The organism is Haloprofundus halophilus, assembly GCF_003439925.1.
Lineage (GTDB): Archaea > Halobacteriota > Halobacteria > Halobacteriales > Haloferacaceae > Haloprofundus > Haloprofundus halophilus.
Genome location: NZ_QQRR01000001.1, coordinates 1,695,544 through 1,714,147 on the forward strand (window position 1 = coordinate 1,695,544; position 18,604 = coordinate 1,714,147).

The window sequence follows — 18,604 nt, forward strand, 5'->3', positions numbered from 1 at the left end:
GTTCGACCGCCACCGACTCGGTGCGCGCGAGGGGTTTCGACCGAAACGCTCGATTTTCGACCGCACGATCGTCCACACCTGCGGCAACATTTGTCGAATTAGTGCGGAGAATACGACCTTATACAACATATATCCGATATTAAATCGACCGCCCGACCATTTAGGACCTTGAAAATTGGATTTCTTGACGCTAACGCTTATACCATAGCGTTCCGTGACCTTCTGACGTGATTGAGAGCACTAATCGACACGTAATCGGTATAATCGTGAACGAATGTCCACTCGAACCGGTGACGACGACGGAGGCGTGTGATTGATGAGCGCGTTGCTGCAGACCGACCTCTCGGCGGTCGTCGAGGGCGTCAACATGCTGTGGGTTCTCACCGTCACGTTCCTCATCTTCTTCATGCACGCCGGGTTCGCGATGCTGGAGGCCGGGCAGGTGCGCTCGAAGAACGTCGCCAACCAGCTGACGAAGAACCTGCTGACGTGGAGCGTCGGCGTCATCGTCTTCTTCCTCGTCGGTGCCGGGGTGTCGAGCGTCGTCGGTGGAACCGGCTTCGGCGAGTCGTTCGCCTACGTCAACGGCGGGTCGGCCGCGTGGGTCGACTGGCTGTTCGGCGCGGTGTTCGCGATGACCGCCGCGACCATCGTCTCGGGCGCGGTGGCGGGTCGTGCGAAACTCCGCGCGTACGTCACCTACACCGTTCTACTGGCGGGCGTCATCTACCCCGTCGTCGTCGGCTTCACGTGGGCGGGCGGCTTCCTCGACGCGATGGGCTTTCACGACTTCGCGGGCGGCATGATCGTCCACGGGATGGGCGGCGTCGCCGGCCTCACCGCGGCGTGGGTCATCGGCCCGCGTATGGACCGGTTCAACGACGACGGCACCGCCAACGTCATCCCCGGTCACTCGTTGCCGTTCGCCGTCCTCGGCACGCTCATCCTCGCGTTCGGCTGGTACGGTTTCAACGTCGGCACCGCCGCCGCGCCGCTTGCCGAGGGTGGCACCGAACTCGCCGACTTCGCCTACGTCGGTCGCGTCGCACTCGTCACGACGCTCGGCATGGCCGCCGGTGCGATCGGCGCTGCGGGCGTCGCGCTGCTGAAGACGGGCAAAGTCGACACGCTGTACGTCGCCAACGGCCTGCTCGCCGGTCTCGTCGGCATCACCGGCGTCGCCGACGCCATCGTCTGGCCCGGCGCGCTGGCGCTCGGTCTACTCGCCGGCGCGCAACTGCCGCTCGTCTTCGAGTTCGTCGAGAAACGCCTCAGAATCGACGACGTCTGCGCGGTGTTCCCCGTTCACGGCTCCGCGGGTATCATGGGAATCGTGCTGTTCCCGTTCGTCGCCGTCGACGGCTTCTCGGTCGGCCAACTGGTGACTCAGGTCGTCGGTGCGGGCGTCATCACCGTCTGGACCGTCGCCGCGACGGTGCTGGTGTTCGGCGGGATTCGCGCGCTCGGTGAAGCGCGCGTCACACCCGAACACGAGCGCGAGGGCCTCGACACCTCCGAACACGGCGTCGATACCTACCCCGAGTTCGGAAAGCCCGACGGTGCCGTCGCCGACGGGTCGGGCGTTCGCACCGACGGCGGAGTTGCCGGTACGGGCGTCGTGAGCGACGTGGAAGGTGAGAACGAATGAGTTCTGAGCTCCCGAACGACGGCGGAATCAAGATGGTCGTCGCGATCATCCGCCCGGACAAGCTCAGCGAGGTGAAGAAAGGGCTCGCCGCCGCCGGCGCGCCCTCGCTGACGGTCACGAACGTCTCCGGTCGCGGGAGCCAACCCGCGAAGAAGGGACAGTGGCGCGGCGAGGAGTACACCGTCGACTTGCACCAGAAGGTGAAAGTCGAGTGCGTCGTCGCCGACACCCCCGCGGAGGACGTCGTCGCCGCGATTCGGGACGCGGCCAACACCGGCGAGCCCGGCGACGGGAAGATATTCGTCCTCCCGGTCGAGAACGCGGTACAGGTCCGGACCGGAAAAGAAGGTCCCGACGCGGTCTGAGCGGGCAGCGCTCGGCGTTTTCGGCCCTCCATTTCGACGCTCGACCACAGGACGCCGACGTCCGTCGTCCCGCAGCCGAGCGCTCGCCGTCGGTATCGGTTTTTGCGGGTTGTTTCGCGCAGAGAGAACTCCCGAAGGGCTCTTGCGTTCGGTACTCGTACACGCTGATATGCCTTCGAAAGTGAAGAAAGCCCTGTTCGGTCTGGTCGCACTGTTCGTCGTCGCCTCCGTCGTCCACTACGCGCTGTTCGGGTCGTTCCCGTTCGGCAAACCGCAGCTGATGGACGACGAGGAACTCGACGCCGAGGAAGACGAGAGCGAGGCGGACGCCGAAGCCGACGCCGCGCAGTAGTCGACGCGCCGACGCCGCACAGTAATCGACGCGCCGACTCCGACGACTCAGTAACTACTTTTTCGTCCGCGTCCGAACCGCGAGATATGACCACGTCGAGACGGACCAGTTCCGCTGCGTCGCCCGCCCGGCGGACGACCCGCTCTGTGTCTCGCGGAGGCGACTTCGCGTGAACCACGACCGCTCCCGCGACCTGTACGACCGAGCGTTGTCGGTGCTCTCGGGCGGCGTCAACTCCTCGGTGCGCGCCACTCGTCCCTACCCCTTCTTCGTCGAGCGCGGCGACGGCGGCCACGTCGTCGACGCCGACGGGAACCGCTACGTCGACTACGTGATGGGTTACGGCCCGCTCTTGTACGGCCACAACCCACCCGAACCGATACAGGCGGCGATTCAGAAGTACGCCAGCGCCGGGCCGATGTACGGCGCGCCCACCGAGATAGAGGTCGAACACGCCGAGTTCGTCGCCCGGCACGTCCCGTCGGTCGAGAAGATTCGGTTCGTCAATTCGGGAACCGAGGCGACCGTCTCGGCGGTCCGCCTCGCCCGCGGGGCCACTGGGCGGGACAAAATCGTCGTCATGCAGGGCGGCTACCACGGTGCCCAGGAGTCGACGCTCGTCGAAGGCGGCCCCGACAACCCACGTCCCTCGACGAGCGGCATCCCCGAGTCGTTCGCCGAGCACACGCTTCCGGTGCCGTTCAACGACCCCGAAGCCGTCACCGAGGTGTTCGAAGAGCACGGCGACGACATCGCGGCGGTACTCGTCGAGCCCATTCTGGCGAACATGGGTATCGTCGCGCCCGTCGACGGCTACCACGAAACCCTGCGAGACCTCTGCGACGAGCACGGGTCGCTGCTGATATTCGACGAGGTCATCACGGGCTTCCGCGTCGGCGGCCTCCAGTGCGCGCAGGGGAAGTTCGGCGTCACGCCCGACCTCACGACGTTCGGCAAGATCATCGGCGGCGGCTTCCCCGTCGGCGCTGTCGGCGGCCGCGCCGAGCTCGTCGAACAGTTCACCCCCGCCGGCGACGTGTTCCAGTCGGGGACGTTCTCGGGTCATCCCGTGACGATGGCCGCCGGCCACGAGTACCTGAAGTACGCCGCCGAGAACGACGTGTACGAACACGTTAACCGACTGGGCGAGAAACTCCGGCGCGGCATCACCGATATCTGCGCCGACCAGGCGCCCGAGTACACCGTCGTCGGTACCGACAGCATGTTCAAGACGGTGTTCACGCGCGACGCCCCGCAGACCCTCGACGGTCAGTGCGAGGCCGGCTGTCGGCAGCGCGTCGACTGCCCGCGGTTCGACTCCTGTCCGAAGACCGGCGCGGACGTCGCCGCCGCCGAGACCGAGCGCTGGGAGCGCATCTTCTGGCAGGAGATGAAAGACCGGGGCGTGTTCCTCACCGCCAACCAGTTCGAGTCGCAGTTCGTCTGCTACGCGCACACCGACGAGGACGTCGAAGAGACGCTGGAAGCGTACAAGGAAGCGCTGTAGCGGAACCCGCTACAGCTCGAAGTTCGAGACGAGCGACTCCCTCGCCTCGCGCCACGCGGCGACGATTCGGTCCGGCAAGGGGTCCGACTTCCACGGTTCTATCTCGTCGTTCTCGTCCAGCCAGTCGACGGTCCGCTTCGCGCCTTCTTCCCACCCGACGGTCTGCTCGTGACCCAACTCGCGTTTCGCCTTCGAGTTGTCGAACACCGTGCTGTACTGGAAGTGGTCGCGTAGCCCCTCCGTGCGCTCGGGTGCGAGTTCGAAGAGCACGTCCGACGGAACGTGGACCAACTCGGGCGCGGGTGCGTCGAGGGCGGCGGCGACACCACGATGGTACTCGTTCCACGTCAGGTGCTCTTCGGCGGTGACGTGGTACGCCTCACCGTCGACGACCGACCCCTTCGCTTCCACTGCAGCGACGAAACTCCGCGCCACGTTGTCGCGGTGACACGGTGCCCAGACGGAGGTGCCGTCGCCGTGGACGACGATGGGTTTTCCCTCGCGGATACGGTCGACGTACGTCGTTTCCGATCCGAGCGAGTGGATGAGCGTTCCGCCCTCGCCGTAGGTGTGCCACGGGCGGAGGACGACCGCGGGGAATCCGGTCTCTTCGTAGGCGTCGAAGAACACGTCCTCGGCGGCGGCTTTTTCCTCCCCGTACTCGCTCGTCGGCGGGTGTCGCGGCGTCTCCTCGGTTAGCGGCATCCGAGAGACGGGGCGGGAGTAGACGTCGATAGTCGAACAGAAGACGTAGCGGTCGACCGACCCCGTGAAGGTGCGGACCGCGCTCTCGGCGTCTTCCGGCGTGAAACAGACCATGTCGACGACGGCGTCGAACTCGCGGCCGCCGAGTCGGTCCTCGAATCGCTCGTACTCGGTTCGGTCGCCGCGAATCAGGGAGACGGAGTCGGGAATCTCGGCGTCGGTCTCGCCGCGGTTGTACAGCGTCACGTCGTGGCCGGCGGCGACGAGTTGGCGGGTGATTCCGGTGCTGATGAGCCCGGTTCCGCCGACGATGAGCACGTCCATAGACGGTCGTCTCCGCGCACGAGGAAGAGTCCGAGGGCGAAGGCAAACGGGATACGATGCACAGAGCTGTTCACCGATGTCCGGACGTGGTGGACGAGATTTATCTTCCGGGCCGCGCTATCTTCGCCTGTATGAGCCCTCCTACCGACGAACCGACGACGAACAGCGACACCCGAATCGACGGTCCGACGCCGACGAACGGTCGAACCGATTCGACCGGGTCCACCTCCGAGAGCGTCCGCCGCATCCTCGACGAGTACCTCCCGACCGCGGCGGTCGAGTCGAACTGGTGGTACTGGATCGCCGCCGTCCCGGCCCTCTTGGTCGTCTCGCTCGGCTTCGGCGTGAGCGCGTTCTTCCTCGCGCTCCTGGGCGTCGGCCTCGACATCGCGGGGTTCATGGGCCTCGCGTCAGCGGGCTTCGGCCTGTTGTTCTTCGCCGTCGCCTCGCTGTTGGCGCTCGCGAGCTTCGTCGTCGCCGTGCTGTTCCCGGTGGCGATGTACGTCGACGCCCGCGCCGTCGAGGCGGCCGATTTGGGCTGGAACCCCGACCCCGTGCTGTACTTCCTCGGCGCGGTGTTCGCCGTCGTCGCCACGAACTTCGTGTTGAGCGTGCCGCTGGCGGTGTACTACCTGTACAAGCGTCACGGGGCTATCGGGCGACCGTGAGAGAGGTAACTCCGCGAATCCGCCGCAGGCGGAACTGAAGCCCTTTTCAGGGTTCGACGCCCACCGACGCACATGAGTACTCACGGGACACTCCGCCTCGCGACGCGAGGCTCGGACCTCGCGCTTCGACAAGCCGCGAGCGTACAGGAGGCGCTCGCCGGGCGACGCCGCGACGTGGAACTGGTCGAAGTCGAGACCCGCGGCGACCAGATTCAGGACGAACTCATCCACCGCCTCGGCAAGACCGGGGCGTTCGTCCGCGCGCTCGACGAGAAGATTCTCGCCGGCGAAGTCGACGCCGCCGTCCACTCGATGAAGGACATGCCGACCGAACAGCCGAAGGAACTCCTCGTCGCCGGCATCCCCGAGCGCGCACCCGCCGGCGACGTGCTGGTGACGCCCGACGGCCGCGAACTCGACCAGTTGCCCGAGGGCGCGACGGTCGGCACCTCCTCGCTTCGCCGGCAGGCGCAGCTGCTCAACGCCCGCCCCGACCTGACGGTCGAACCGCTCCGCGGGAACGTCGACACCCGCGTCGAGAAACTGCTCGCGCCGTCGCTGCAGGAGGAACACGAAGCGCGCGTCGAGGCCGACAAAGACCGGAAAGGAAACATTGGCAGCGACGACTACGAACCCGAGTACGACGAGCGACCCGAGGAGTGGTTCGAGGGCCTGAGCGAACTCCAGCGCAACGCCCTCGGCCGCGAGGTCGACACCGAGTACGACGCCATCGTGCTCGCCGAGGCGGGTCTCAAACGCAGCGGCCTCGACCACCACGTGAACTACGTCCGCCTCCCGCGCGACCGGTTCGTCCCGTCGCCCGGCCAGGGCGCAATCGCCGTGACGAGCGTCAACGGCGACGCCGCCGACGCCATCCACAAAGCCATCGACCACCCGCGGACGCGCGTCGAGACGACCGTCGAGCGGACGATTCTCTCGGAACTCGGTGGGGGTTGCGTCGCGCCCATCGGCGTCTTCGCGCTCGTGCAGGGTCGGCACGTCCACACGCGCGTGCAGGTGCTCGGCCGCGACGGCGAGGAGACGGTCGAAGCGACGCGCGACCTGCCGGTCGAGACCCACGCCGTCGCCGCCGCGGAGTTCGCCGCCGACCTCAGAGACCGCGGCGCGGCCACCCTCATCGAGGAGGCGAAACGCGACGCCGACGAGGCGGCTGCGAGCGAGCGACGCGGTGCGCGAGAGGAACCGGAGGAAGCGAACGAATGAGCGAGACGGACGACGGCTCCGAGACGGCGTCGGAATCGGTCGTCGGCACGGTCTACCTCGTCGGTAGCGGGCCGGGCGACCCCGACCTCATGACCGTGAAAGCGAGCCGACTGCTCGACGAGGCGGACGTCGTGCTCCACGACAAACTCCCGGGGCCCGAGATTCTCGGCCGGATTCCCGAGGAGAAGCGCGAGGACGTGGGCAAGCGCGCCGGCGGCGAGTGGACGCCCCAGGAGTACACGAACAAGCGCCTCGTCGAACTCGCTCGCGAGGGCAAGAGCGTCGTGCGCCTGAAAGGTGGCGACCCGTTCGTCTTCGGCCGCGGCGGCGAGGAGGCGGAGCATCTGGCGAACGAGGAGATTCCCTTCGAGGTTGTCCCCGGCGTCACGTCGGCCATCGGCGGCCCCGGCGTCGCCGGAATTCCGGTGACCCACCGCGACCACGCGTCCTCCGTCTCGTTCGTGACGGGTCACGAAGACCCCACGAAGGAGGAGTCGGCGGTGAACTGGGAGGCGCTCGCCGAGACCGGCGGCACCGTCGTCGTCCTCATGGGCGTCGGCAAACTGCCCGACTACACGAAGGCGCTCCGCGACGCCGGAATGGACCCCGAGACGCCCGTTGCGCTCGTCGAGCGGGCGACGTGGCCCGACATGCGCGTCGCTACCGGAACGCTCGGCACCATCGTCGAGGTCCGCGACGAACACGAAATCGAACCGCCCGCGATCACCGTCGTCGGCGATGTAGCCGGGACCCGAGAACGGGTGCGGAAGTTCCTGCGGAGCGAATCGGGAGCAGGAACGGAAGCGAGAGGTGAAGCGAGCTCCGAGACGGGGGCGGGACGATGAGCCGGGAGGTCCGCGTCGCCGTCTTCCGGCCTGACGACGAGCGACTCCGAGACGCGGTCGAACTGCTCGACTCGCTCGGCGCGACGCCCGTTCCCGACCCGATGCTGGAGGTCGAACCGACCGGGAGGACTCCGAGAACGGACGCCGAGTACGCCGTCCTGACGAGCAAAACCGGCGTCGAACTCGTCGCCGACGCGGGGTGGGACCCCGGCGAGGCGACGCTCTGCGCCATCGGCGACAGCACCGCCGCGGTGATGCGCGAACACGGATACGCGGTCGACGTCGTACCCGACGAGTTCACCTCGACCGGACTGGTCGAGACGCTCCGCGGCCGGGTGCCGGGTGCGCGGGTCGAAGTCGCCCGCAGCGACCACGGTTCGCCCGTCCTGACCGACGGTCTCGAAGCCGCCGGCGGCTACGTGCACGAGACGGTTCTCTACGAACTCGTTCGGCCGCCGGGGTCCGGGGACTCCGCGGAGATGGCCGCCGCCGGGGAACTGGAGGCGGCGCTTTTCTCCTCGTCGCTGACGGTCGACCACTTCCTCGACGCGGCCGCCGAGCGCGGCCTCCGAGACGAGGCCGTCGCGGGACTCGACGACGCCGTCGTCGGCGCTATCGGCGAACCGACGCGCGAGACGGCCGAGAGCCGCGGCATCGACGTCGACGTGGTTCCCGACGCGGCCGATTTCGAGGAACTGGCGTGTGCCGCCGTCGAAGTCGCAGCGCCGACGTACCGCGAGTAGCGGGAGACGACGCGACGAAATCAGCGCCGGGCCATCGTCGAACGCGGCCGAACCGAAGGACGCTCGTCCCGCGGCGGAGGCGAGCGTTTAAACCCGAAGCCGACCCATCCTCCGTCGATGTCCGCCGGTCCCGTCCCCGAACTCCGCGCGCGCGCCGAGGCCTGTGCAGAGCGACTCCGAAGCGCCGACTCCGTGCTTCTCGCCTCCCACATCGACGCCGACGGGTTGACGAGCGCCGCCGTCGCCGCGAGCGCGCTCGAACGCGCGGAGATTCCGTTCGACACCGTCTTCTCGAAACAGCTCGACGCCGACGAGATCGCCGCCATCGCCGCGACGGACCACGAGACGGTGCTTTTCACCGACTTCGGGAGCGGCCAACTCGATATCATCACCGACCACGAGGCGGCGGGCGAGTTCACGCCCGTCGTCGCCGACCACCACCAACCCGCCGATGCCGACACCGAGTACCACCTCAATCCGCTGTTGTTCGGCATCGACGGTGCGTCGGAGCTCTCCGGCGCGGGCGCGAGTTACGTGCTCGCCCGTGCGCTCGAAGGGAGCGAGAGCGACAACCGCGATTTGGCGGCGCTCGCCGTCGTCGGTGCGGTCGGTGACATGCAGGACTCCGACGGCGCGCTTCGCGGCGCGAACGAGGGAATCGTCGAAGAGGGCGTCGAGGCGGGCGTGCTGGAAGCCAACACCGACCTCACGCTGTACGGCAAGCAGACGCGACCGCTCCCCAAACTGCTCGAGTACGCCAGCGACGTGCGAATCCCGGGCATCTCGAACGACCACGCCGGTTCTATCACCTTCCTCGACGGACTGGATCTGGACCTGAAAGCCGACGGCGAGTGGCGGCGCTGGGCCGACCTCTCGGCGGACGAGCGACAGACCGTCGCCAGTGCCCTCGTTCGCCGCGCCGTCGCCAGCGGCGTACCCGCGGACCGCATCAACTCGCTCGTCGGGACGGCGTACACGCTCGTCGACGAGGAGTCCGGGACCGAACTCCGCGACGTGAGCGAGTTCTCGACGCTCCTGAACGCGACGGCGCGCTACAACCGCGCCGACGTGGGTCTGGCGGTCTGTCTGGGCGACCGAGACGGCGCGCTCGACCGAGCGCAGAAACTGCTGCGGAACCACCGCCGGAACCTCTCGGAGGGGCTGCAGTGGGTGAAGAACGAGGGCGTGACCGTCGAAGAGCACGTCCAGTGGTTCGACGCCGGAACGCGAATCCGCGAAACCATCGTCGGCATCGTCGCCGGGATGGCCGTCGGCGCCAGCGGCATCAGCCGCAGTAAACCCATCGTCGCGTTCGCCGAGAAGAACGACGAGGAGGTGAAAGTCTCCGCACGCGGGTCGCACTTCCTCACGCGGAAGGGCCTCGACCTCTCGCTTGCGATGCGCGACGCCTCGCGCGCCGTCGGCGGCGACGGCGGCGGGCACAACGTCGCCGCGGGGGCGACGATTCCGACCGGCGAACGCGAGGCGTTCGTCGCCGAAGTCGACCGTATCGTCGGCGAACAGCTGGGGTAGACGCGTTAGGCCGAATCGAGGACGGTTCGGTGTTATCCGCTGTACTCGACTAGCTGAGAGTCTCGAACGGGGTGGTTCGTAGCTGTGAGATAGCTCACGGAGATCCGCAGTATTGGTATATCGATATAGAGTTTATCTTGGACCATTCGTAAAAACAGGGGAGGTTCGAGAAACGAGCGCTGTCGGGAAGAGACGGGCCAGTTCGGCCCATCCTCGCTGTCCTGCCGGACGTGGGCACCGGAAACAGTGTAAACAGACGCCCGTCGTTCGGGGCCGTCAACTCGACCCTTCGCTCTCGCGGGTGTCGCGTCGTCACTCGGACCCTCCGAAGGCAGTTCGAGTCGATTTGCCGGATAGAGTCGACAAGATTCGGTCGTGTCGGCCGGAGTAGCGATGCGAACGATACGAGGCGTCCGAAGTCTGGGGACAGGAAGTGGCGGGGTAGCACAGAAGCGAACCGGGGAGGTAGCGCCCGCCCGATCTCGGACGGTCGATGTCAACTCTTCGCAGAGCGAGCAGTAGTTCGCTCGTCGAGCCGCCGGATTCCACTTGTCGCGAAAACGGCTCTCGAATAGACTCGCTGGTGGCTGCGAGCGGGAGCGAAATCGACGGTACGCCGACTGATTACGCACGGTATCACAACGTCCCCAGTCGACGAAGGGTAGCGGCGGTTTCGCGCCGTTCTGTGACCCGGTTTCCGAGTATTCGGTCGTATCAGGGCAAAAAAGGCCAGAAGTCGACAGAAAACAGTCCGAGACTGGCAGGCGGGAACTCGAAGCGACGGCCGTCATAAATCAAATACCGTGATACGAAATACACGCTCGCCTCCCAAACGGCGCTTCGGTGCAGGCGACTGTTAACACAGTGGGGAACAAACGACGGGTATGTCACGACACGAGGCCACCTTCGAGATAGAGTCGAAAACGGATTCGTACGCCGCCCGGCGCATCGTAGAGCGGGCGTACGACACGATTCGAGAAGAGTCGCGGAGCGTCCGCGAGGGGACGGACGACGCGCAGACGCTCTTGAGGGAGTTCGAGACGCTTCGAGACGCGGCGAGGCGTCCGACGCCCGGGAAACTGACGATTATCTACGAACAGGACGACGACGAGTTCGAGGACTGAGAGTCCGGCGGTCGAGTCGAGAGACTGTGAGAGAGCGAGCGATGGTCGGCGTGCGGATACCAGTCCTTTTCCCTCGTAACCGTCTCGTTTCGGTATGTCCTTCTCCTCGGCCGCCCCCTTAGTCCAGGGTGTGGCTTCGTCTCCGTTGACGGTCGACATGCTCGTCGTCTTCGCGCTCATCCTCCTCGCGTTCGTGTTGTTTGCGACCGAACGGTTCCCCATCGACGTCACCGCCATCCTGCTGATGGTTCTGTTGATGGTGCTCGAACCGTGGACGCAGATAACCCCCCGGGAGGGAATCTCCGGGTTCGCTAACCCCGCCACCATCACCGTGTTGGCGATGCTCATCTTGAGCACCGGCATCAACCGAACGGGTATCGTCCAACTGTTCGGTCGGAAGATGGCAGCGTTCGCGGGCGACGACCGACGCAAACAGCTCGCCGCGACCATCGGCGTCACCGGACCAGTGTCGGGAATCATCAACAACACGCCGGTCGTCGCCATCCTGGTTCCCGTCATCGCCGACCTCGCCCACGAGGGGAAGACGTCTCCGTCGAAACTGCTCATGCCGCTGTCGTTCGCCTCGATGCTCGGCGGGACACTGACGCTCATCGGGACGTCGACGAACATCCTCGCCAGCGACATCGCGGCGCAAATCGGCGCGGAGTCGCCCGAACTCGGGCTACAGGCGTTCGGGATGTTCGAGTTCACGAAACTCGGTGTCGTCGTCTTCGCGGTCGGAGCCCTCTATCTCATGACGGTCGGCGTCAGGTTGCTCCCCGAACGCGTGCCGGTCGACGAGGACCTCGTCGAGGAGTACGCTCTCCAGGAGTATCTCGCGGACGTCGTCGTCCCGGCGAACTCCTCGCTGCTCGGTCAGACCGTCGAAGAGGCGCTCGGCGACGACGAACTCGACATCGACGTTCTCCAACTGATTCGGAACGGAGAGCGATTCTCCGAACCGCTCGCCCGCAAGGAGATTCACCGGAGCGACACGCTCCGCCTCAGGACGAACCGGGAGACGCTCGAACGCATCATGGACGCGGAAGGACTCGCGCTCGCCGGGCGTCCGCAGACCGAGGGCGAGTTGCATCCGGACGAGGAGGAGCCCGTCCTGGTCGAAGTGGTCATCCCGTCGGGGTCGTTTCTCGTCGGCGAGACGCTGTCGAGTTCGGCGTTCCGACAGCGCTACGACGCGAACGTGCTCGCCTTCCGGACCCGCGGCGACGTGGTCCGCGACCGGTTCGAGGAGATCAAGGTCCGGGTGGGGGACACGCTACTCGTCCAGGCACCGCCCGACAGTCTCACCCGGCTCGTCCAGAACGAGGATTTCATCGTCGCCCACGAGTTCGACGAGGTGACCTATCGGAGCGAGAAGATACCGTTCGCCGTCCTCATCATCGCCGGCGTCGTCGCGCTGCCCGCGCTGAACGTGTTCCCGATAGTCGTCTCGGCGCTCGCGGGAGTCGTGGCGATGGTGTTCACCGGAGTGCTCAAGCCGAACGAACTGTACTCGTCCGTCGAGTGGAACGTCATCTTCCTCCTCGCCGGGGTCATCCCGCTCGGGATCGCCCTCCAACAGACCGGAGCCGCCGGCGTGCTCGGGAACGCCGTCGCCTCGACTGCGGCGTTCTTGCCCGCAATCGGCGTCCTCTGGGTGTTCTACCTCGCGACCGGGCTGTTGACGAGCGTCATCAGCAACAACGCGAGCGTCGTGCTGATGATTCCCGTGGCGGCCAGCGCCGCGCAGTCGATCGGCGCGAACGCGTTCGCGTTCGTGCTCGCCGTGACGTTCGCGGCGTCGACGGCGTTCATGACGCCCGTCGGCTACCAGACGAACCTCTTCGTCTACGGCCCCGGCGGCTACACGTTCTCGGATTACATCCGCGTCGGCGCGCCGCTGCAGTTGCTGCTGTCGGTCGTGACCGTGCTCGGAATCGCGTTCTTCTGGGGCGTCGGCGCGTGAACCCGAGAGTCGGACGGGCGGTCTGACTCGGGCCGTGCGACGCTATCGCGGCCTCACCAACCTTGCATCGTGCTAACGTTGATTGGACCAGGCGACGTCTTCACCGTATGGCCGAGTTTCCAGACGAACGTCAACTCGTAGTGGAGGTACGCTCCCAGTTGGAGCAGTGGACGAACAGCGCTCGGAGGGAGGCGTACACCGAACTGTTCGAGGGCGACGACCCGCTTCTCACCGCCGAAGAGCTCCAGTCGCTCGACGCACTCGATTCCGCGATGGAACGGGCGGGCGGCGACGGTATCTGGGGGACCGACCAGTACGGAATCCACACGGCCGGTACCGGGAGTTCAGACGCCTCGCTCGGCGTCGTCTGCGTCTACCACCCGCAGATAACCGACGACTCCGTCCTCCGGGGGCGCGAGGGTCTCGACGACGAGACGGAGGAGCGGCTCAACGCGGCGCTCTGGACGTACAGTGAACGCGTCGCGGAACTCGTCGGCCGAGAGCTCGACGCGTACGTCGAGCGAAAGGGGAGATAGTGCCGTCGGAGACGGCGTCTGTTCGGGAGAAAGGAAAAGAGAGGCCAGACGGGATTCGGCCCGCCTACCGTCCGACTGCTCGAATACGGACCGTCCAACTGCTCGAATACGGACCGTCCAACTGCTCGAACACGGACCGTCCAACTGCTCGAACACGGACCGTCCAACTGCTCGAACACGGACCGTCCAACTGCTCGAACACGGACCGTCCGACTTTTGCGCACCCCCGACCGACTCCCGTGTATGACCGACTTCGACCCCGAGAAGTTCGAAGAGAAGTACGTCCACTACTTCCCGCAACTGCAACGCGCGTACAAGAGCGCGTTCGAGACGATGAACGAGAAGTACGACTCGACGCTCATCCACGGCATCGACCAGCAGATTCTCAACGAGTCCGAGCCGGTGTACGAGGACGGTCGCTTCCGCATCCGGTTGCCCGAGAACCCCTACGACCGCCTCACGAGCGTCGTCGTCGACGACGAGAAACTGGACGCGACGCTGGAACGGTACGTCGAGGAGTTGGAGGCCGAACACCACCGCGTGTTCGGCGTCGAGCGGCCGGAATAGGCGAGCGCCGACGCCGACGTGCACGGTTTCGACTACCGGGGGTCGTTCCGAACCAAAGGCATAAGACGCCACACCGCCAACCCGCGCACATGAGTACGGAGCCACAGGACGCCGACGACGACCTCAAAGAGCGCGTCACTAACTTCCTGCGCCGCAACTTCCCGCAGATTCAGATGCACGGCGGCAGCGCCGCCATCCAGCATCTCGACCGCGAGAACGGCGAGGTGAGCATCGCTCTCGGTGGGGCGTGTTCCGGGTGCGGTATCTCGCCGATGACCATCCAGGCCATCAAGAGCCGGATGGTCAAAGAGATCCCCGAGATCAACAAGGTCAACGCCGACACCGGTATGGGTGGCGGTGGGATGGGCGGCGACGGCGGCATGAGTCCGTCGTTCCCCGGCGAGACGACCAGCGACGACGACGGCGGTAGCGACGAAGGCCCGCAGGCCCCGTTCTAACTCCGTTTTAGGGGTCGTCTGTCCCGCAGTAGCGTCGGCTTAGCGGCCGGAACATACCCGTGTTTTATTCCCGTTACGGACGGAGAGGGAGGTATGAGCGACGAGTCTCCCGCGAACGTGTTGTTCGTGGTGATGGACACGGTTCGGAAGGACCACCTGACGCCGTACGGTTACGACAAACCCACGACGCCCGGCCTCGAATCGTTCGCCGATGAGGCGATGGTGTTCGACCAGGCGGTCGCGCCCGCGCCGTGGACGCTTCCCGTCCACGCGTCGATGTTCACCGGGATGTACCCGAGTCGTCACGGTGCCGACCAGGAGACGCCGTACCTCGACAACGCGACGACGCTCGCAGAGACGCTGTCGGCGGCGGGCTACGACACGGCCTGCTACTCCTCGAACGCGTGGATTACGCCGTACACCCACCTCACCGACGGCTTCGACGACCAGAACAACTTCTTCGAGGTGATGCCCGGCGACCTGCTGTCGGGACCGCTGGCGAAGGCCTGGAAGACGCTCAACGACAACGAACGCCTGCGCACGGTCGCCGACAAACTCGTGAGTTTGGGTAACACCGCCCACGAGTACCTCGCCGACGGCGAGGGTGCAGACTCGAAGACGCCTGCCGTCATCGACCAGACGATGGAGTTCATCGAGGGGAGCGACCGGTCGTTCGCCTTCATCAACCTGATGGACGCCCACCTGCCGTACCACCCCCCGAAGGAGTACAGAGAGCGGTTCGCCCCCGGCGTCGACTCGACGGAGGTGTGCCAGAACTCCAAGGAGTACAACTCCGGCGCGCGCGACATCACCGACGGCGAGTGGGAGGACATTCGCGGCCTGTACGACGCCGAAATCGCCCACATCGACGACCAACTCACGCGCCTGTTCGACTGGCTGAAGGAGACCGACCGCTGGGACGACACGATGGTCGTCGTCTGCGCCGACCACGGCGAGCTCCACGGCGAGCACGACCTGTACGGTCACGAGTTCTGCCTGTACGACCCGCTCATCAACGTTCCGCTGATGGTCAAACACCCGGAGCTCGGCACCGGTCGCCGCGACGACCAGGTCGAGTTGGTCGACCTCTACCACACCGTACTGGACGCCCTCGACGTCGAAGGCGGAGAGCCCGCTTCGCCCGGTGAGGACGTGGTCGCCCGCGACCGGACTCGGTCGCTGCTCTCGGCGTCGTACCGCGAGTTCGCCGACGCTGACTCCCCGGACCCCGGCCAGCGGGGGTCGCCCGATGGCGAGTACGCGTTCGTCGAGTACTCCCGCCCGATCGTCGAACTCAAACAACTGGAGGAGAAGGCGAAAGCCGGCGGCGTCACGCTCCCGAAGGACTCCCGCTTCTACTCGCGGATGCGCGCCGTTCGACGGCCCGACGCGAAGTACGTCCGCATCGACCGCATCCCCAACGAGGCGTACCGCCTCGACGAGGACCCCGGTGAGTTGACGAATCTCGCCGGCAAGGGCGACGAGAGAATCGAGGCCGCGGAGCAGGCGCTCGCCCGCTTCGAGGAGGCCGCCGGCGGCGCGTGGACCGGCGCGGACGACGTGGAAGTGACCGACGACGCGCTGGACGACATGGACGACACGACCCAAGAACGGCTCCGGGACCTCGGCTACATGGAGTAACCGCGTCTCGACCCCGAGCGTCGGAAGTTACCGCAGCCCTCGACCCGCTTCCCACGCCCGCAACAGCGCCGCGAGCGTCCGGTTCGTCGGCACGTCGAGTCGGTGCCGCTCGGCGCGGGCGACGACCTCGCCCGAGATGGCGTCGACCTCGGTTCGCCGGTCGGCGTCGACGTCTTGGAGCATCGACGACCGGTTCTCGGCGGTCGCGTCGACGACTCTGTCGAGCGCCGCTAGCGCGCGGCGGTTCGGGACCGAGACACCTTCGGTTCGGGCGAGACGCGCTGTCTCGCGGGCGGCGGCGCGTGCCACGTCGGCCGCGTCGCCGTCGGCGAGCGCTCCGTTCTCGACTCGCGCGAGCGCCGTCACCGCGTTGATGCCCGCGTTGACCGCGAGTTTCGTCCAGCGACGCCGCGGCATATCCGTCGCGACGAGCGTCTCGATATCGGCGGCGCGAAACGCCCGCCCGACTCGTTCGGCGAGCGGGTCGGGTCCGCCGTCGAGCGACCCGAGGACGAGTCGGCCGACGCCGGTACACTCGACGTGGCCGGGTTCGCGCAGTCGCGCGCCGTAGGTCGCGGTTCCCGCGAGCACGGGCGCGTCGAGTCGCTTCCGGAGCGTCTCCTCCGTGAGGCCGTTCTGCAGCGAGAGCACGGCGTCGAACTCGCCGGTCGCGAGCGCCGCTGCCGCGTCGGCGGTGTCGAACGCCTTCACGGTCACGAGCGCGAGGTCGGCGGAGAGACCCGTGCCGTCGGTCGTCGCGTGAGGTTCGGTACGTGTCTCGACGGCACCGGAGATACGAAGTCCGGACTCGCGGACGCGACTCGCGTGCGGGTCGCGGGCGACGAGCGTCACGTCGTGAGCGCGCGCGAGCAACGCGCCGACGAGACTGCCGAGGCTCCCCGCACCGAAGACGACGACGTCCATACCACCCCTCTCGAAGCGGTCGATAAAAAGGCGTTCAGTTCGGGGGACGACCGCGGTTCGGCGCAGTTCGGCGCGATTCGGGCACGATTCGGTCTTGATTCAGGCGCAGTTCGGTCGTGATTCGGCTGTTGTTCGACTGCGAGTCGTCGCCGAACTCAGTCCTCGGTCCAGTAGTAGAGGTCCTCTTTCGGCGACCCGCAGTTGGGACACTCGTCGGGGAGGCCGTCGTCGATCTCTCCCATCTCGCCGCACTCGGTGCAGCGCCACATGAGGTAGCCCTCGCCGAACTCCTGGCCGACGCGGGCGTGTTCGACGCTCAGCGCCTCCACTCCCTCGCGCATCGTCACGTAGAAGCCGCCCTCGTCGAAGCCGCGGATCGTCCCGAGTTCGTTGCCGTCGCCGTCGTAGACGGCCTCGCCCAGGTCGAGTCGTTCGAGTTCCGATTCGGACACGTCGTCGGGGGTCTCGCCACCATCTCCAACCATATTCGAACGTTCAGCGTCGACGGGGATAAAATTCTGTGACGGTACCAGCGAGAGTCCGCTCGGCGACGGGCCACCCCGCGTTCACTCCGGCGGCGCGTCCCACTCCTCGCCGTCGTCTCGTGGCTCGTAGCCGACCGTCTCGCGGGCGTGGTCGAGGTCGTCGAGCCACCGTCGTTCGTTGCCGCTCACGCCGTAGAAGTGGTCCCACTCGACGGAGTCGTCGCGGAGACAGCAGTCGACCAACTGCGCGAGGTCGCGGCGCGACTGCCACAACCCCTTGAGTCGGGCGACCTGCTCCTCGTAGGCGTCGCTGCCGCGTTCCCACCGGCCGTCCTCGACGCCGCGCTCGGCGTCGCCGTAGGGATGGTCGTACTCGGGTGCGCGGACGGAGCCGATTCGGAGCGCGTAGAACCGGATGCCGTGGGCCTCCGCGGCGAGGCGACCGAGGTCCTCGCCGTAGCTCTTGGTCAGCCCGTAGCGCGAGTCCGGGCGGTGCGGTTCGGTGTGGTCGGTCCTCACCCCTCGGTCGTGGTAAATCTCGGGCGCGTTCCGCACCTCGACCATCCCGACGGCGTGGTTCGAGGAGGCGAAGACGATGCTGTCGAGGTCGGCGTCGACGGCCGCCTCGTAGACGTTGTGGAGCGCTTCGAGGTTGTCGGCGAGCGGTTCCGACCAGCCGAGTTCGCGCGAGTCGGGACCGCCCGTCCCCGGTACGAGCGCCAGGTGAACGACCGCGTCTCGGCCCTCGAAGTGGGGTCGAATCGCGTCGTAGTCGCGCACGTCGGCGACGACGCTGTCGTGCGGGCTCTCGTCGTCGCCGGGTTCGACGTCGAGCAGCGTGAACTCGTACTCGTCGCTGTCGCCCAGGTGGTCAGTTATCGCTGTCCCGACGACGCCGTGGCCGCCGGTGATGAGCACGTCCATGCGCTATCACTGACGCGGCCGGTGATAGTCTCTCGGGCGGCGGGGAGCGGGTCCGAGAGGAGTCG

The 18,604-nt window shown here is 66.7% G+C and carries 19 protein-coding genes; 15 read left to right on the forward strand and 4 right to left on the reverse strand.

Annotation, left to right across the window (positions count from 1 at the left end; translation table 11 throughout):
• The first annotated feature begins 316 nt into the window (after nt 1–316).
• The 4 genes from DV709_RS08610 (at nt 317) to hemL (ending at nt 3,872) form a co-directional block, all read left to right on the forward strand.
• Nucleotides 317–1,648: an ammonium transporter gene (locus tag DV709_RS08610; protein WP_117593665.1), complete on the forward strand. Its 1,332-nt coding sequence runs from the start codon at nt 317–319 to the stop codon at nt 1,646–1,648.
• Nucleotides 1,645–2,013 (forward strand): P-II family nitrogen regulator, encoded by a 369-nt coding sequence (locus tag DV709_RS08615; RefSeq protein WP_117593667.1) that lies wholly within the window; start codon nt 1,645–1,647, stop codon nt 2,011–2,013. The genes DV709_RS08610 and DV709_RS08615 overlap by 4 nt, the downstream gene beginning before the upstream one ends.
• Nucleotides 2,014–2,182: 169 nt before the next feature.
• Nucleotides 2,183–2,365 (forward strand): hypothetical protein, encoded by a 183-nt coding sequence (locus DV709_RS08620; RefSeq protein ID WP_117593669.1) that lies wholly within the window; start codon nt 2,183–2,185, stop codon nt 2,363–2,365.
• Between the two features lie 169 nt (nt 2,366–2,534).
• On the forward strand, nt 2,535–3,872 hold the full coding sequence (gene hemL / locus DV709_RS08625; protein WP_117593671.1) for a glutamate-1-semialdehyde 2,1-aminomutase: 1,338 nt from the start codon (nt 2,535–2,537) through the stop codon (nt 3,870–3,872).
• Between the two features lie 9 nt (nt 3,873–3,881).
• Here hemL and DV709_RS08630 read toward each other — a convergent pair whose 3' ends face one another.
• Nucleotides 3,882–4,901, reverse strand: coding sequence for an NAD-dependent epimerase/dehydratase family protein (locus tag DV709_RS08630; protein WP_117593673.1), 1,020 nt, complete (start codon nt 4,899–4,901; stop codon nt 3,882–3,884).
• Between the two features lie 131 nt (nt 4,902–5,032).
• On the opposite strand from DV709_RS08630, the gene DV709_RS08635 reads away from it, so the two are divergent.
• From DV709_RS08635 to DV709_RS08685, 11 genes are all read left to right on the forward strand, one after another.
• Nucleotides 5,033–5,569, forward strand: coding sequence for a hypothetical protein (locus DV709_RS08635; protein WP_117593675.1), 537 nt, complete (start codon nt 5,033–5,035; stop codon nt 5,567–5,569).
• Nucleotides 5,570–5,641: 72 nt separating this feature from the next.
• Nucleotides 5,642–6,793, forward strand: coding sequence for a hydroxymethylbilane synthase (gene hemC, locus DV709_RS08640; RefSeq protein WP_117593676.1), 1,152 nt, complete (start codon nt 5,642–5,644; stop codon nt 6,791–6,793).
• A complete protein-coding gene (cobA, locus tag DV709_RS08645) occupies nt 6,790–7,638 on the forward strand; it encodes a uroporphyrinogen-III C-methyltransferase (protein WP_117593678.1) in 849 nt (282 codons plus the stop codon). The genes hemC and cobA overlap by 4 nt, the downstream gene beginning before the upstream one ends.
• Nucleotides 7,635–8,381 (forward strand): uroporphyrinogen-III synthase, encoded by a 747-nt coding sequence (locus DV709_RS08650; protein ID WP_117593680.1) that lies wholly within the window; start codon nt 7,635–7,637, stop codon nt 8,379–8,381. The genes cobA and DV709_RS08650 overlap by 4 nt, the downstream gene beginning before the upstream one ends.
• A gap of 117 nt (nt 8,382–8,498) precedes the next feature.
• Nucleotides 8,499–9,914 (forward strand): DHH family phosphoesterase, encoded by a 1,416-nt coding sequence (locus tag DV709_RS08655; protein WP_117593681.1) that lies wholly within the window; start codon nt 8,499–8,501, stop codon nt 9,912–9,914.
• 884 nt (nt 9,915–10,798) lie between these two features.
• On the forward strand, nt 10,799–11,038 hold the full coding sequence (locus DV709_RS08660; RefSeq protein WP_117593683.1) for a hypothetical protein: 240 nt from the start codon (nt 10,799–10,801) through the stop codon (nt 11,036–11,038).
• Between the two features lie 157 nt (nt 11,039–11,195).
• Nucleotides 11,196–13,004, forward strand: a complete 1,809-nt coding sequence (locus DV709_RS08665) for an SLC13 family permease (protein ID WP_117594200.1) — start codon at nt 11,196–11,198, stop codon at nt 13,002–13,004.
• 107 nt (nt 13,005–13,111) lie between these two features.
• The gene (locus DV709_RS08670; protein ID WP_117593684.1) at nt 13,112–13,540 is read left to right on the forward strand and encodes a DUF7539 family protein; all 429 of its coding nucleotides are present in this window, start codon (nt 13,112–13,114) and stop codon (nt 13,538–13,540) included.
• A 243-nt stretch (nt 13,541–13,783) separates the two neighbouring features.
• Nucleotides 13,784–14,107 carry a DUF5783 family protein gene (locus DV709_RS08675; RefSeq protein WP_117593686.1) on the forward strand — a complete coding sequence of 108 codons (324 nt, stop codon included), beginning with the start codon at nt 13,784–13,786 and terminating at the stop codon, nt 14,105–14,107.
• Between the two features lie 89 nt (nt 14,108–14,196).
• Nucleotides 14,197–14,565: a NifU family protein gene (locus DV709_RS08680; protein WP_117593687.1), complete on the forward strand. Its 369-nt coding sequence runs from the start codon at nt 14,197–14,199 to the stop codon at nt 14,563–14,565.
• Between the two features lie 93 nt (nt 14,566–14,658).
• Entirely contained in the window at nt 14,659–16,206 is a 1,548-nt protein-coding gene (locus DV709_RS08685) for a sulfatase (protein WP_117593689.1), read from the forward strand.
• 27 nt (nt 16,207–16,233) lie between these two features.
• Here DV709_RS08685 and DV709_RS08690 read toward each other — a convergent pair whose 3' ends face one another.
• From DV709_RS08690 to DV709_RS08700, 3 genes are all read right to left on the reverse strand, one after another.
• A complete protein-coding gene (locus DV709_RS08690; protein WP_117593691.1) occupies nt 16,234–17,130 on the reverse strand; it encodes a ketopantoate reductase family protein in 897 nt (298 codons plus the stop codon).
• A 155-nt stretch (nt 17,131–17,285) separates the two neighbouring features.
• A complete protein-coding gene (locus DV709_RS08695; RefSeq protein WP_117593693.1) occupies nt 17,286–17,615 on the reverse strand; it encodes a DUF7130 family rubredoxin-like protein in 330 nt (109 codons plus the stop codon).
• A gap of 81 nt (nt 17,616–17,696) precedes the next feature.
• On the reverse strand, nt 17,697–18,539 hold the full coding sequence (locus DV709_RS08700) for an NAD-dependent epimerase/dehydratase family protein (protein WP_117593695.1): 843 nt from the start codon (nt 18,537–18,539) through the stop codon (nt 17,697–17,699).
• Nucleotides 18,540–18,604: the final 65 nt, after the last annotated feature.